The organism is Acrocarpospora phusangensis (assembly GCF_016862995.1).
GTDB classification, from domain to species: domain Bacteria; phylum Actinomycetota; class Actinomycetes; order Streptosporangiales; family Streptosporangiaceae; genus Acrocarpospora; species Acrocarpospora phusangensis.
Genome location: NZ_BOOA01000016.1, coordinates 19,438 through 33,349 on the forward strand (window position 1 = coordinate 19,438; position 13,912 = coordinate 33,349).

Annotated in this window: 15 protein-coding genes and 1 pseudogene; 4 read left to right on the forward strand and 12 right to left on the reverse strand. The window is 71.5% G+C overall.

Going from position 1 to position 13,912, the window contains the following annotated elements:
* Positions 1-65 precede the first annotated feature (65 nt).
* On the reverse strand, positions 66-1,181 hold the full coding sequence (locus tag Aph01nite_RS12015) for a globin domain-containing protein (RefSeq protein WP_204040906.1): 1,116 nt from the start codon (positions 1,179-1,181) through the stop codon (positions 66-68).
* A 357-nt stretch (positions 1,182-1,538) separates the two neighbouring features.
* Here Aph01nite_RS12015 and Aph01nite_RS12020 point away from each other — a divergent pair, with 357 nt between their 5' ends.
* Positions 1,539-2,222, forward strand: coding sequence for a gamma-glutamyl-gamma-aminobutyrate hydrolase family protein (locus tag Aph01nite_RS12020; RefSeq protein WP_204040907.1), 684 nt, complete (start codon positions 1,539-1,541; stop codon positions 2,220-2,222).
* Here the strand turns inward: Aph01nite_RS12020 and Aph01nite_RS41355 are convergent.
* The 11 genes and pseudogenes from Aph01nite_RS41355 to Aph01nite_RS12070 all read right to left on the reverse strand — a co-directional run bounded on the left by Aph01nite_RS41355 (position 2,219) and on the right by Aph01nite_RS12070 (position 11,307).
* Positions 2,219-2,671, reverse strand: coding sequence for a DUF6508 domain-containing protein (locus tag Aph01nite_RS41355; RefSeq protein WP_239161620.1), 453 nt, complete (start codon positions 2,669-2,671; stop codon positions 2,219-2,221). The two genes, Aph01nite_RS12020 and Aph01nite_RS41355, sit on opposite strands and share 4 nt — an antisense overlap.
* Positions 2,666-3,175: pseudogene (locus Aph01nite_RS41360) on the reverse strand (O-acetyl-ADP-ribose deacetylase); the annotation flags it as partial. The gene Aph01nite_RS41355 and the pseudogene Aph01nite_RS41360, both read right to left, overlap by 6 nt.
* 23 nt (positions 3,176-3,198) lie before the next feature.
* Positions 3,199-3,954 (reverse strand): carboxymuconolactone decarboxylase family protein, encoded by a 756-nt coding sequence (locus tag Aph01nite_RS12030; protein ID WP_204040909.1) that lies wholly within the window; start codon positions 3,952-3,954, stop codon positions 3,199-3,201.
* A 21-nt stretch (positions 3,955-3,975) separates the two neighbouring features.
* Complete coding sequence (locus Aph01nite_RS12035; protein ID WP_204040910.1) at positions 3,976-4,776, reverse strand: SDR family NAD(P)-dependent oxidoreductase; 801 nt, start codon at positions 4,774-4,776, stop codon at positions 3,976-3,978.
* 28 nt (positions 4,777-4,804) lie between these two features.
* On the reverse strand, positions 4,805-5,605 hold the full coding sequence (locus Aph01nite_RS12040) for an N-acyl homoserine lactonase family protein (RefSeq protein WP_204040911.1): 801 nt from the start codon (positions 5,603-5,605) through the stop codon (positions 4,805-4,807).
* Positions 5,602-6,537, reverse strand: coding sequence for a DUF6282 family protein (locus Aph01nite_RS12045; protein WP_204040912.1), 936 nt, complete (start codon positions 6,535-6,537; stop codon positions 5,602-5,604). The genes Aph01nite_RS12040 and Aph01nite_RS12045 overlap by 4 nt, the downstream gene beginning before the upstream one ends.
* A 44-nt stretch (positions 6,538-6,581) precedes the next feature.
* The gene (locus tag Aph01nite_RS12050; RefSeq protein WP_204040913.1) at positions 6,582-7,667 is read right to left on the reverse strand and encodes an ABC transporter ATP-binding protein; all 1,086 of its coding nucleotides are present in this window, start codon (positions 7,665-7,667) and stop codon (positions 6,582-6,584) included.
* Positions 7,664-8,455, reverse strand: coding sequence for an ABC transporter permease (locus Aph01nite_RS12055; protein ID WP_204040914.1), 792 nt, complete (start codon positions 8,453-8,455; stop codon positions 7,664-7,666). Before Aph01nite_RS12055 ends, Aph01nite_RS12050 begins: the two co-directional genes overlap by 4 nt.
* The gene (locus Aph01nite_RS12060) at positions 8,452-9,354 is read right to left on the reverse strand and encodes an ABC transporter permease (RefSeq protein WP_204040915.1); all 903 of its coding nucleotides are present in this window, start codon (positions 9,352-9,354) and stop codon (positions 8,452-8,454) included. The genes Aph01nite_RS12055 and Aph01nite_RS12060 overlap by 4 nt, the downstream gene beginning before the upstream one ends.
* Before the next feature lie 3 nt (positions 9,355-9,357).
* Entirely contained in the window at positions 9,358-10,413 is a 1,056-nt protein-coding gene (locus tag Aph01nite_RS12065) for an extracellular solute-binding protein (RefSeq protein WP_204040916.1), read from the reverse strand.
* Between the two features lie 108 nt (positions 10,414-10,521).
* Positions 10,522-11,307 (reverse strand): IclR family transcriptional regulator, encoded by a 786-nt coding sequence (locus Aph01nite_RS12070; protein WP_204040917.1) that lies wholly within the window; start codon positions 11,305-11,307, stop codon positions 10,522-10,524.
* A 267-nt stretch (positions 11,308-11,574) separates the two neighbouring features.
* Here Aph01nite_RS12070 and Aph01nite_RS12075 point away from each other — a divergent pair, with 267 nt between their 5' ends.
* Genes Aph01nite_RS12075 through Aph01nite_RS12085 form a run of 3 tightly spaced genes read left to right on the forward strand, consistent with a single transcriptional unit; the run spans position 11,575 to position 13,907 of the window.
* The gene (locus tag Aph01nite_RS12075) at positions 11,575-12,348 is read left to right on the forward strand and encodes an HpcH/HpaI aldolase family protein (RefSeq protein ID WP_204040918.1); all 774 of its coding nucleotides are present in this window, start codon (positions 11,575-11,577) and stop codon (positions 12,346-12,348) included.
* 54 nt (positions 12,349-12,402) lie between these two features.
* Positions 12,403-13,344, forward strand: coding sequence for a cupin domain-containing protein (locus Aph01nite_RS12080; RefSeq protein ID WP_204040919.1), 942 nt, complete (start codon positions 12,403-12,405; stop codon positions 13,342-13,344).
* Entirely contained in the window at positions 13,341-13,907 is a 567-nt protein-coding gene (locus tag Aph01nite_RS12085; protein WP_204040920.1) for a carboxymuconolactone decarboxylase family protein, read from the forward strand. Before Aph01nite_RS12080 ends, Aph01nite_RS12085 begins: the two co-directional genes overlap by 4 nt.
* Positions 13,908-13,912 lie beyond the last annotated feature (5 nt).

Sequence of the window (13,912 nt, forward strand, 5' to 3'; positions counted from 1 at the left end):
TGGTGCCAGCCGGGACGAGATCGCGGGCGCGGACGGGAGATGTGGCCGGATTCACCGCTCCCCGTTCACTGCTCCGCCTGGATCACATCCCGGTGGATGCGGGTGAGCGGGACCCCGGCGCACCGCAGGCGGCGCACGGTCTCGTTGACCATGCCGGCCGGGCCGCACACGTAGACCTCGTGCTCCACCCAGGAGTGGAAGCGCTCCACCACGTCGGGCACCTGGCCGCGCATGCCGTCGTAGGCGGGCTCCTCGGAGACGACCGGCAGCACGCGCAGCCACGGGAAGCCCGACTCCATCCGGACCAGGTCCGCCATGTCGTACAGGTCGGCGGCCTTGCGGGCGCCGACCAGCAGGTGGATGTTGGGCCGCCGGCCCGACCTGATGACCTGCTCCACGATGGCCTTCAGCGGGGCCAGGCCGGTGCCGCCCGCCACGCACAGGATGTCGCGGCCCGAGTCGCACGCGGTCATCGTGCCGACCGGCGGGCCGATCAGGACCTGGTCGCCGATCCGGGTGTGCTGGGCCAGCGCGGTGCTCACCCAGCCGCCGGGCAGGGCGCGCACGTGCAGCCGGATCGTGTTGTCCTCCCGCGGCGCGTTGGCGATCGAGTACGTGCGCCAGACGCGCGGCCAGCGGGCGGTCTGCACGTTGACGTACTGCCCGGCGGCGAAGTCCAGGCGCTGCCCCGGGCGGAGCGTGACCACGGCGATGTCGGGCGTGCGCAGCTCGTGGTCGATCACCTCCGCCAGCCACCAGGCCGGGGACACCCCCGCGTCCGCGTCGGCGGAGCCGATCATCAGATCGGCGGCGGCCGTGTACGCGGCCACCCAGGCCGCCTCGACCTCGCTGTTCCACGTCTCGGCGGCGAACCGCTTGACGGTGGCCAGCAGCGCGTTCCCGACCGCGGTGTAGTGCTCGGCGACCACGCCGTACTTGCGGTGGTCCCGGCCGAGCTGCCCCAGGTACGAGCCGAGGCTGCCCGGGCTGTCGAGCATCCAGACGATCCGGGTGAGCGCGCCGAAGAGCCGGTCGCGCTGCACGTCCATGGCCGGAGGGAACATTCCCCTCAAATGCGGATTTTCTGCGAAAAGTCGCCCGTAGAAGTACGCGGCGGCCTTGTCCGCGACGGGCTCGATGGCCGAGAAGCTTTCTTTGACGAGGCGCGGATTTAACGACATCTGCGTGAGTCCCACCCTAGGCGACCGGAAATCGACTCCGGTCTGCTCGATCCACCTCCCTGACGGCTCCGGGTGATGAGCGCACGGCGGCCCCGGCTCAACCGAACACTCATTTCGGAGTGTTCCACTCGCACTCGGGCGTCACAACTGTTTCCTAACAAGGCGGTGTGAAAGCGCACTCTATGTAATCGTCCCGTTATGCTCAGTGAGTCTTATCGGCTTATTTTCGGACACTGAAGGTGAAAAATCTTCATGTCGTGTGCTGAAGCTCCCATTGATACGTGGGATACGTGACAAAACCGAAATCGAGTACGCCATGATGGGCTAGCCGTCGCGAAGAACCACCTGGAGAACGCCATGCCCCGTCCGCTCGTTGGCATCACGACCTATCTGGAGGCCGCCCGCTGGGGCGCCTGGGTCAGGGAGGCGGTGCTGTCCCCGCAGGCGTACGCGCGCGCGGTGGAGAAGGCGGGCGGGCTCCCGGTGCTGCTGCCGCCGCTGAGCCCCGCCGGGGCCGAGGACCACCTGCGCGGCCTGGACGCCCTCCTGCTGGCCGGCGGCGCCGAACTGGACCCCGGCATGTACGGCGAGCCCCGCGACTCCCGCGTCGACGAGCCCCAGCAGCACCGCGACCGCTTCGAGCTCGCCCTCACCCGCGCCGCCGTGGCCGCGGGGCTGCCGCTGCTCGGCGTCTCGCGCGGCATGCACATGCTCAACGTGGCCCAGGGCGGCACCCTGATCCCGTGGCTCCCCGAGGTCGTCGCCCACGACCGGCACGGCACCGCGCGGCACACGGTCACCGTCAGCGTCTCCAGCAAGATCGGCAAAGCGATAGGCGACCGCGCCGAGGTCACCGGGCCCCACAACCAGTCCGTGAAACGCCTCGGCACCAACCTGCTGGCCGTCGCCTGGGCCGACGACCAGATCGTGGAGGGCATCGAGCTCCAGGGCCACCGCTTCGCCGTCGGCGTGCAGTGGCACCCGGAGCGCACCGAGGACATCCGCCTGATCGAGGCCCTGATCGAGGCCGCCCGCCCCTAGGACGCGCCGCGCCCGGGACGCTCCTCGGCGAACCAGCGCCGCAGCCGCTCGACGACCGCGTCCAGCGCGCCGTTCCGGAGGCCGGACTCCAGGGCGCCGTCGGTGAACCGCTCGCCGCGCACGTACGCGGTGGCCAGCCGGCAGGCGTCGGCCACCGGAGCCTCCGCCAGCCCGCGCCCCTCGGGGAAGAGCGGGCTGGCCCGGGTCCAGCCGGGCCAGTCGAACGGCACGACGGCCAGCTCCCCGAGCAGGCGCACCACCCGCAGGAACCCCTCGCCGTAGACCGGGTACGGCAGCTGCGTCACCCCGGCGGCGTTCTCCCGCCCGCCTTCCCAGGTGACCTCGCGGTCGGCCGGTGTGAGCGCGTCCACGGCCGCGAACAGCGCGTGCCAGCGTTCCGCCGGGTGGGCGGCCAGCCCGGCGGCGATGCTCTCGTCGCCGGTCACCACCCGCTCGAAGACCGCGTACGCGTCCTCCGTGAACAGCACGAACCGGACATCGTCGATCGCGCGCGCCTCGGCCGAGGCGGCGCGCAGCGCGCGTACGGCGATCTCGGCGGCGCTCTCCAGCGGCCACCGGTAGACCCCCGTGGAGATCGCCGGAAACGCGACACTCCGCGCCCCCAGCCGCCCGGCGAGAAGCAGGCTCTCCCGGTAGCAGGACGCCAGCAGGGCCGACCGGTCCTCGGAAGCCGAGTACACCGGGCCGACCGTGTGGACGACCCAGCGCGCCCGCAGCTCGCCCGCCGTCGTGGCCACCGCCTGCCCGGCCGGCAACCCGTCCCGGTACGCCGAGGCCCGCAGCTCACGGCACTCCGCGAGGATCGCCGGGCCGCCGCGCCGGTGGATGGCGCCGTCCACCCCGCCGCCGCCCAGCAGCGAGGAGTTGGCCGCGTTGACGATCACGTCGGCGTGCTGGTCGGTGATGTCCCCCTTGACCACGCGGATCCGCATGGACCAAGTCTGTCAGGAACGTCTCAGGTTCCGGAGGCCAGTTCCTCGGCCAGGATCGGGGCGGCGACGGTCGCGGCGTGGATGCCGATGACGCTGACGATGGCCAGCACCTCCATGATCTCCTCGGCGGTGGCGCCGTACCGGACGGCGTTGCGCATGTGGAGCTTGAGGCCGGGGGCGTACAGGTGGGTGGCGGAGGCGTCGAAGGCGATGTAGACGAACTCCTTGATCTTCGGCTCCAGCACGCCCTTGCGCCAGGGCAGGCCGGAGAAGTCCAGGTACGCCTCGAAGAGGTCGGGGTCGAGCTCCAGCAGGCCGTCCCAGAAGGAGTGCCAGTAGCCCCGGCGCTCGGTGAAGTCCGCCTTCAGCGTCTCCCTGCGCTCGTCGAGGGGGGCGGGCCCGGTCCGCAGGCCCTCCTCCTCCAGCACCTCCAGCAGCAGCGGCACGCCGATGTTGGCGGCGTGGATGCCGAGGGTGCTGGTCAGCTCCAGCACCTCCATGATCTCCTCGGCCGTCGCCCCGTGCGCCAGCGCGGCCCGCACGTGCTGGCGGATGCCGGGCGTGTACAGGTGCGTGGCGGCGGCGTCCGCGGCGATGTAGACGAACTCCTTGATCTTCGGTTCCAGCACGTCCCTGCGCCACGGCACGGACGACAGGCCCAGGTACGACTCCAGGAAGTCGGCGTCGAGCCGCAGGATGCTCTCCCACGCCTCCCCCCACGTGCCGCGCACCCGGGTGAACTCGTCCTTGATCTCCTGCTGGCGTGGCGTGAGCGCCATCGTTGTCCCTTTCTCGTGCACTCAGTCTTGCGGGGTCCAGGCGCCCGATCCGCCGGACCGGGTCACCGTGTTGACCATGAACGCGCCGCCGTCGGCGGACACGACCTCCCCGGTGATGTAGGAGGCGTCCTCGCCGAGCAGGAACGCGACGACGCCGGCGATCTCGTCGGCCGTGCCGACCCGCCGCATCGGGACGGTGCCGCCGCGCTGCTCCACGCCCGCGAGCCGGTCCCCGAAGATCGCGGTGGGGATCAGCCCGGGGGCGACCGCGTTGACCCGGACGCCGCGCGGGCCGCCGTACATGGCCGCCCCGCGCACCAGGCCGAGCACCCCGTGCTTGGACGTCTGGTACGGCAGCTGGTCGGCGGCGCCGCGCAGCGAGGAGATGGACGCGGTGACCACGATCGCGCCGCCGGACTCCTGCTCGCGGTAGCGGCGGAAGGCGGCGCGCAGGCCCAGGAAGGGTCCGCGCAGGTTCACCGCGATGACGTGGTCGAAGTCGGCCGGATCGACGTCGGGCAGCGGGGCCATGGTGCCGAGCACCCCGGCGTTCAGGTGGTGCAGGTCGATCCGCCCGAACCGCTCCACCGCCGCGTCGACGTAGGCGTCCACCCCGGCCACGGTGGAGACGTCGGCGGCCACCGGGGCCGCCGGTCCCGGCAGTTCCCGCGCCACCCGGGCGGCGGCCTCGCCGTCGACGTCGGCCACCACGACGCTCGCTCCCTCCCGGGACAGGCGGCGGGCGCTCGCCGCGCCGATGCCGCTGCCGCCGCCCGTGACGACGGCGACCTTCCCTGCGTGCCTTCCGGCTGCTGCGGTCATGTTCTCCGCTCTCCCCTCGGGGTCCCGGTCAGGCGATCCGCGCGACGAGACCGTCCAGGCCGGCCACCCCGTCCAGGAGCGGGAACCGGCGTACCACGTCGGGGTCGTGCCCGGCGACGATCACGCTGCCGGGCGCCTCGCCCAGCTCGCGCAGCACCTCGTACGCCCGGTACGTCCCGGCCAGGTCGGTCAGCCAGACGAACGGGCGGTCCCGCTCGATCTCCTCGTAGAAGTGGGCGGCGTCGGAGGTGAGCACGGCCCGGCCGGACTCGGTGGACACCACCACGACGAGCTGGCCGGGCGTGTGCCCGCCGACGGGGATCACCTCGATGCCGGGCGCGATCGTGAGCGGGCCGTCCGCGAACGTGGCCCGGCCCTCGTCGCGGAGCGCCACCAGGTGGGCCACGTCGCCGGGTTCGGTGGGGAAGGCGAACAGCCCGCGCCGCGCGTACGGGCCCGTCCAGAAGTCGAACTCGGCGCGGCCGATGACGACCTCCGCGGCCGGGAAGGCGGGCAGGTTGCCGATGTGGTCGTAGTGGGCGTGAGTGGCCACGACCTGCGGCACCTTCTCGGGCCGCACACCCAAGGCGGCGAGTGCGGCCAGCGGCTCGGCCAGTTCGACGCGCTGTTTGCGGGGGGCGGCGCCCTTCGTGCGGTACCCGGTGTCGATCACGACGGTGTGCCGGTCGTTCCTGGCCACCCAGAAGTAGAAGTCCAGGTCGAGCGGGCCGTCCGGTTCGCCGTAGACGTGGTGGTTGAGGAACATCTCGGCGCGGGTGGAGGGGCGGGTGCCGTACCGGATGGCCAGCACCTCGTAGGTCGCGGTCATGGGAAGAGCAGTCCGGCGGCGTTGGCGCCGAGCATGCGGCGGATGTCGTCCTCGGCGAGGCCGGCGTCGAGCAGGCCGCGCGCGCCGCGCCGGAAGAGCGTCACCGGGAGCGGGTTGGCCTTCTGGCCCGAGTCGGAGGAGAGCACGGTCCGCTCGGGGCCCGCGGCCTTGATGAAGGTCAGCAGCTCCGCGAGGTCCCTGCGGCGCTCCGGGCGGCCGAAGTACATCACCAGGCAGTGCTCGATGTGCGCGCCCTGGCGGGCCCACTCCGCGGCCTGCTCCGTGGACGCGCCGACCACGAAGCACGGGTGGTTCACCAGGATGCGGTCCACGCCCTCCTGCCGGGCCGCCGCGATCAGCTTGCTCGTCTCCTCGACGCCCAGGTGGCCGCAGGTGAGCACGGCCCGCTCGGCGGCGATCACCGAAAGGATCTCGCGCACCACCGGCAGCACCTGGCCGTCCTCATCGAGGATGGAGATCACCGTGTCGGCGCGCAGCCGTACGGTGGGGGTGGGGAAGCCGGTGTCGTGGTGGGCGTGGTGGTCGATGTGCGCGGCCGACGACAGGGTGGGGAACCACACCACCCGGCCGCCCATGCGCAGCGCCAGCTCCACCGCGTACGGGTTGAGCCCGCCCACGGAGTTGTTGAGCGCGACGCCGCCGCGCACCGCGATGGGCAGCTCGTCGAGGCCGGCCGGTCCGAGGGCCAGGATGTCGGTGACCATGCTGTGGTGGTGCGACTTGGCGACGATGGCCCGGAACCCGGCGCCGGCCGCGTCCCGCGCCGCGTCCAGGATGCTCATGCGCCGGGGGAACGGGCTGGGGCCGGGGTGCTGGTGCAGGTCCACGGCCCCGGCGAGCAGGGCGTCGGCCTCCGGGTCGGCGTGGTTCCGGTCGCCGTCCAGCTCAGGATCGAGCAGGGAGGCAGTCATGTGTGCTCCTTACAAATAAATCTGGATAAATCGCGAAAAAGTGGTCAGTTTCGGGTTACGAGGACTTGGTGGGCGGGGTCCCAGTAGGCGGTGACCCCGGTGCCGGGACGCAGGTCCGCGCCCGGCGCGTCGGGGGAGAGCACGGCGGTGCCCGTGACGCCGTCCCCGTAGTCGAGTTCGATCCGCTGGTGGGTGCCCTGGAAGGAGAGCCCGGTCACCGTCGCGGGCACCTGGTTGGCCTCGCCGGGCACGTCGGCGGAGGAGGCGGCGACGCGCAGCCGCTCGGGCCGTACCACCAGGTCGCGCTCCGGCGAGCCGTCGGCCGCGGGCAGGGCCCACTTGTGGCCGCCCCACTCGTAGACGCCGCCCGGCCGTACCTGCCCGGCGAAGAGGTTGGACTCGCCCAGGAACCGGGCCACGAACCGGGTGCCGGGGTCGCGGTAGAGGTCGGCGGGGGTGCCGACACGCTCGACCCGGCCCTCGTTGAAGACGGCGATGCGGTCGGAGAGGGACATCGCCTCGTCCTGGTCGTGGGTGACGAAGACGAAGGTGAGCTTGAGCTCGGCGTGCAGGCGTTTGATCTCCTGCTGGAGGCTCTGCCTGAGCTTGCGGTCCAGAGCGCTGAGCGGCTCGTCCAGCAGCAGCACGCTGGGCGAGAAGACGACGGCCCTGGCCAGCGCCACCCGCTGCTGCTGGCCGCCGGACAGCTCGTCGGGACGCCGGCCGCCCTTGTCGGCCAGGTCCACCAGCTCCAGCGTCCGCGCCACCAGCCGGGCGATCTCGGCCTTGGGGACCTTGCGCTCGCGCAGCGGGAAGGCCACGTTCTGCGCCACGGTCATGTGCGGGAAGAGCGCGTAGTTCTGGAAGACCATGCCGAAGTCGCGCTTGTGCGGCGGGAGCGGCGCGATGTCGCGCCCGCCGAGCCGGATCCGGCCCGAGGTGACCTCGGTGAACCCGGCGATCATGTTGAGCGTGGTGGTCTTGCCCGAGCCGCTGGGGCCGAGCAGAGTGACGAACTCGCCGGAGGCGATGTCGATGGTCACGTTGTCCACGACGAGCGGGCCCGAGCCGTACCGCTTGCAGAGGTCTGTCAGTTCTATCCGGCCGCTGTCGGAGGGGGGAGTGGTCATCGCTGCCTTCCTGCGTTCCGCCGGCGCGCGCCGATCACCTGCGCGAGCAGGATGGGCACGCTGACCACCAGGACCATCAGGCTGGACGCCGCGGAGATGGTCGGGTCGATCTGCACGGTCACGCTGTTGAACATCTGTACGGGGAGGGTGAGGGCCGTGGGCGACTGCAGGAACAGCGAGATCACGACCTCGTCGAAGGAGATGACGAACGCCAGGACCGCGCCGGAGAGCACGCCCGGCAGCGCCAGCGGCAGGGTGATCTTGCGGAAGACCGCGAACGGCGCGGCCCCGAGGCTGCCGCCCGCCTTCTGCAGCGCCGGGTCCATGCCCTGCAGCCGGGCCGTGACCGCGATCACCACGAACGGCAGCGCCAGGGCGGTGTGCGCCAGCGCGATGCCGAAGAGGCTGCCGGTCATGCCGAGCCGCAGGAAGGCGGAGAAGATCACCAGGGCGATCAGGATGTTGGGGATGATGATCGGCGAGAGCAGGAAGCCGACGGCGAACCCCCGGCCGCGTTCGCCCAGCCGGGTCACGCCGATCGCCGCCGCGGTGCCGAGCACGGTGGCCAGCGCCGTCGTGACCAGCCCCACCTGGAGCGAGTTCAGGATGGCGGTGGTCCACTCCGGCGAGGTGAACAGGCGCTCGTACCACTCCAGCGTCCAGCCCTCCGGCGGGAACCGGAAGGTCCTGGCCGAGGAGAAGCTCATCGGGAGCACCACCAGCGTCGGCACGGTCAGGAAGAGCCCGACCAGCATCCCGACGATCTTCAACCACAGGCGCGGCCTCATCGGTCGCCTCCCGCCATGACGTGGGCCGCGCCGACGGCCGCGCCCGGACCGGTGAGCCGCCGGCTGGCGCCCAGCACGGCCAGCGTGACGACCAGGACGAAGACGCCCATCGCGCCGCCGCCCCCGAAGTCGAGCAGATCCCGGGTGCGTACGCTGATGACCTGGGCGATCAGCGCGCTCTGCGGCGAGCCGAGCAGCGCGGGCGTCACGTAGAAGCCGAGGGCCAGCACGAAGACCAGCGAGGCCCCGGCGGCGACGCCGGGCAGCGAGAGCGGGAAGAACACCTTGCGGAACGAGCCGAACGGGCTCGCGCCCAGGCTCTGCCCGGCCAGCAGCAGCCGCCGGTCGATCTGCTGCATGACGCTGAACATCGGCAGCACCATGAAGGGCAGCAGCACCTGGGTCATCGAGATGGTCACCGCGGTGGTGGTGCCCAGCAGCGTGACCTCGCCCAGCCCGAGCAGGCGGAAGAAGCCCTGCACCACGCCGCCGTCCTGCATCAGGACCATCCAGGCGAAGTTGCGCGCCAGCATGCTCGTCCAGAACGGCACCAGCACGACCGTCACCATCACGGCCCGCAGCGCCGGCCCGGCCAGGGTCATCAGGTACGCGTACGGGTAGGCCAGCACGAGCCCGGCCACCGTGACCAGGAGCGCCACCAGCAGCGTGCGCCCCAGCACCCGGAGCGTGTAGCCGTCGGTGAACAGCGAGACGTAGTTGGCCAGGCCGGGTTCGGGGTCGGTGACGCTGTCCAGCAGGATGCTCAGCATCGGCAGCAGGAAGAACAGCGTCAGCGCGACCAGCGCGGGCAGCAGGAGCAGCAGGCCCGCGGCCCGCCGCCGCCCGGCCGGCGAGAGGCCGGTCCGGAGCGGGGCGGAGACAGTGGTGACGGCCGGCATCGGCTAGCTGACCTTCCAGCTCGTCCAGCGCTTCACGACGTCGTCGGTGTTGGCGATCCACCACGGCTTGTCCTGCTCGGCGAGCCGGCCGCGGTCGGGCAGGAAGGCGTTGAAGGCCTTCTGCACGTCGTTGTAGTTGATGGTGGAGATGTCCACGTCGGCGCGCGCGGGGGCGGTGCCGGTCAGCTCGGCGTACGCCTTGGCCTGGGCCGGCTCGGTGACGAAGATGATGCCCTGCTGGGCCAGCGCCTTGTGCGGCGCGCCCTTGGGGATCACCAGGGCGCCGATGTCGGTGGTGGTGAAGTCCCAGACCGCCTTCAGGTTCGCGCCGCTCTGGGCGGTCACGATCGAGCGGGCGGTCACGGTGATCACCATGGAGCCCTGGCGGTCCACCAGCATCTGCTGGACGGCGCCGTAGCTGGGCGCGAAGACCAGGGACGACTTGATCGTGTCGAGCTTGCGGAACGCCCGCTCCACGTCCAGCGGGTAGAGCTGGTCGGGGGCGACGCCGTCGGCGACCAGCGCGGCCTCCAGCAGGCCGTTCTTGGGGTAGTCCTGGACGATGCGCTTGCCGGGGAACCGCTTCAGGTCGAAGAAGTCCTCGATCTTCGTGGGCGGGTCATTGGGGTAGTCGTCGGCGTTGTAGCTGAAGACGTTGGCGTACCGGTAGGTGGGGACGAAGCAGTCGTGGGTGGTGCCCGGGGGGAACTTCGCCCGGTCCAGGCCGGGGTCGTCGAGCTTCTCGTACAGCTCACCGCAGTACGCGCCCGCGTAGATCCAGCTCATGTTGGCCAGGTCCCACTCGGTCCTGCCGGCGGCGACCATGACCTTCACCTGGGCCGGGTCGGCGGGGCTGACGTTGACGAACGTGGTGCCCGTCTTGGCCGTGAACGGCTCCTGGAGCGCCTTCTTCTCGTCCTCCTGGAACTGGCCGCCGGTGCTCGCCCAGGTCAGGGTCTTCTCCGCGGACGCGTCTGTCGTGGCTCCGCCGCCGCAGGCCGCCGTGGCGGCGAGGAGCGCGCCGGCCGTCAGCAGGGAGCGTAGGTGTCTGTGCCTCATTGTTCTTGCCTTTCTCGAGCGAGGATCTCCACGCTCCTGGGGAGGCGCGGGTTGATCTCGGGTTCGCCCCCGCCACCCGTTCATCTGTGGGCGCTGATATGGGCGCTGCTAGTCGCCCGTGACTTCGAGCGAGGCCCGCAGCGCCTGGGTGATCGCCCGCGCGCCGTCGCGCAGGACCATCACGACGTCGCTGTCGTCCTCCTCCGGCACCAGGGACGTCACGCCGACCACGGCCAGGGTGGCGACGACCATGCCGTCGGCGTCCCGGACGGGCACGGCGACCGCCCGTACGCCCTCCGAGGAGCTGGACCGGATGGCGACCCCGGTCCTGCGCACCTCCTCCAGGCCGTCGACCGGCTCGTTGACGAGCTCCGCCCGCCGGTCGGCGTACCGCCGGTGGAAGGACTCGTCCTCGAAGGCGCGGAACACGCAGTCCTGCGCGGTCCCGGTCCGCAGCGTGCTGCCGACCCGGATGACGACGTGCGCGGTACGGCTGCTGTCCTCGTGCACCTGGGCCACCACCGGGCAGCGGCCGTTCCAGATGGAGAGCACGACGGTGTGCCTGACCCGGTTGCTGACCTGCTCCATCACGGGGCGGGCCAGGTTCACCACGCCGAGCCGGGACAGCGCCATCGTGCCGAGTTCGGCGAGCAGCGTGCCGAACTCGTACCGGTTGCGGTTGCGGCGCTGGAGCAGCCCGTGGTTCTCCATGGAGGCCAGGTAGCGGTGGGCCGTCGACTTGCCGACCCTCAGCTCCTGCGCCGCCGAGACCAGGTCGATGCTCCCGGTCTCGCCGAGCAGCCGCAGCAGTTGCACGACCCGCGCCACCACCTGGATGTCGCCGCTGGGGATGTCCAGCCCTTCTTTCGAGGGCCTGCTCTCCTCGGATGCCACTGCGCGGGTCCTCCCGTCCGATGGCCGTCCCGCCCTTGCCGGTTTGCTGTCCCGGAGTACGGGGTGGCCGTCCACTAATCCGATACGCCGGACTGTAAGCCACGTCATTCGGGGCCCGTCAAGGTTTCCAGCACATTTCTCCCGTAACACTTTGGGGTGAAATGTGGCTCTTGACGCGATTGACCACAGGAGCCTACGGTCACGACATCCTGCTATCCAGGATTCACATCCCGGATAACAGAATTCAATGATCGACGGGAGACCTCCATGCGCATGCTCGAACGGATCCGCCACGCCGACCGGTGCCTGGCCGGCACCTGGATCAAGATCCCGGCTCTGGAGACCGTCGAACTGCTGGCCCGCGCGGGCTTCGACTTCGTCGTGGTCGACATGGAGCACAGCCCGATGGGTCTGGAGTCGGCCTACCGGGCCGCCGTCGTCGCCCAGGGCCTCGGCCTGCACGTCCTGGTCCGGGTGCCCGACGCGGGCGGCAGCCACCTGCAGCGCGTGCTCGACATCGGCGCCGACGGGATCCTGGTGCCGCACGTCACCAGCAGGGACGACGCCGAGCGCGCCATCGGCGGCATGATCTTCCCGCCGGCCGGGACCCGGGGCCTGGGCACCACCTCCAGGGCCGGCGCCTGGGGGCTGGACGGCACCGCCGAGTACCTGCGGCGCGGCGACCAGGAGACCCTGCGCATCCCCCAGCTGGAGGACCTGGGCGCGCTGGAGGAGGCCGAGAAGATCCTCGACACCCCCGGCCTGAACGCCGTCTTCCTCGGCATGGGCGACCTGACGCTCTCCACCGGCCTGCCCGCCGACGACCCCGTCCTGCGGGGGCACGTCGACCGGCTGCTCGCGGGGGCGAAGGCCCGCGGCCTGCCGTGCGGCACCGCGGCCCGCGACGCGGCGGCCGCGCGGGAGGCGGCCCGGCAGGGCTTCTCCTTCGTCATGATCAGCAACGACGCGAGCATCTTCGGCCAGGCGGCGGCCGAGCTCCGCCGCGCCGCCGGCCCCCTTCCCCTGACCGCCCGCGACTGACCCACCCGGCCCGATCAGTAAGACCGGCCAAACCAGTAAGAGGAGAGCACCCCCATGCCCTACGACCCGAGCGACGCGCGTTCCGCGCTCCCGGGAGCGACCGCCACGGCGACGCCGACCGGCCCCGGCGCCGCCGCCGACCACGTCAAGTTCTACGCGCTGCCCCCGGTCGTAACCGACGGCGGCACCCGTACCTGGTACGGCCGCAGCCAGCACCTCGTCATCGGCTACACCGACCTGGCCGGCGAGACCGGGTTCCCCCTGCCCGGGGACTCCGGCGAACACGCCGACGAGTGCGCCGTGCTGATGCCGGAGCGCTCCACCACCGCGTTCGTCACCATCGGCGGGGAGACCACCGAGGTCCCCGGCTGCACGCTTACCTTTATCCCCGCGCGGGCGGGCACCGTACGCCTCAGCGGCAGCGGCCGCGTCATCACGATCTTCACGGCCCGGACCGCGCCCCCGCAGGCCAGGGCCGCCAACGAGGAGTCCTACGAGCGGCCGCACCCGGCCGTCGCGCCGCTGGCCGCCTGGCCGGAGCCGGTCGGCGGCCCCCGCCTGCGCACCTACGACCTGGACGTGCCCGGCCTGGCCGAGCCGCCCTTCCGGCTCTTCCGCTGCTCGACCTTCATGGTGAACTACATCCACCCGCGCACCGGGCCGCGCGACACCACCCGCATGTCCCCGCACTTCCACGACGACTTCGAGCAGTGCTCGCTGGTCCTCGAAGGCGACTACGTGCACCACCTGCGCTGGCCGTGGACCACCGACCTGAGCGAGTGGCGCGCGGACGAGCACGAGCCCGTCGGCAGCCCGTCGCTCACGATCATCCCGCCGCCGGCGCTGCACACCAGCCAGGCGACCGGCGAGGGCGTCAACCACCTGATCGACATCTTCTCGCCGCCCCGGATGGACTTCTCGAAGATGGACGGCTGGGTGCTGAACGCCGCCGACTACCCGATGCCCGAGCAGCCCGAATCGGGTGAGGCCCGATGAGCAGGCTCAGGCTGTTCGAGGTGGCCGACCTGGACGAGCGGCAGCGGGTGGTCTACGACCGGCTGACCAACGGCCGCCGGGTCGGCAGGCCGCAGCCGTACCCGCTGGTCGACGAGGCGGGACGGCTGACGGGGCCCACCAACGCGTGGCTGCTCAGCCCGCCCATCGGGGAGGCGTTCGAGAAGCTGGGCGCGGCCATCCGGTTCGACCTGTCGGTCAGCCACCGGATCCGGGAGATCGTCACGCTCCGGGTCGCCCATCACCGTGACAGCCCGTACGAGAAGTACGCCCACCGCCTCTCCGCGCCCGGCGCCGGGCTCACCGGGACCGAGATCGAGGACCTGTGCGCGGGACGCGACCCGGGCCTGACCGACGAGCGGGAACTCGTCGCGTACGAGGTGACGGGAACCCTCATCGAGACGGGCGAGCTGGACGACGAGACCTACGACAGGACCGTCGCCCTGCTGGGGGCCGAAGGACTCTTCGAGATCACCGTGCTCATCGGCTACTACCTGCTCACGGCCACGCAGCTCGCCGTCTTCGGCGTCACGCCGCCGGAGTGAGCGCC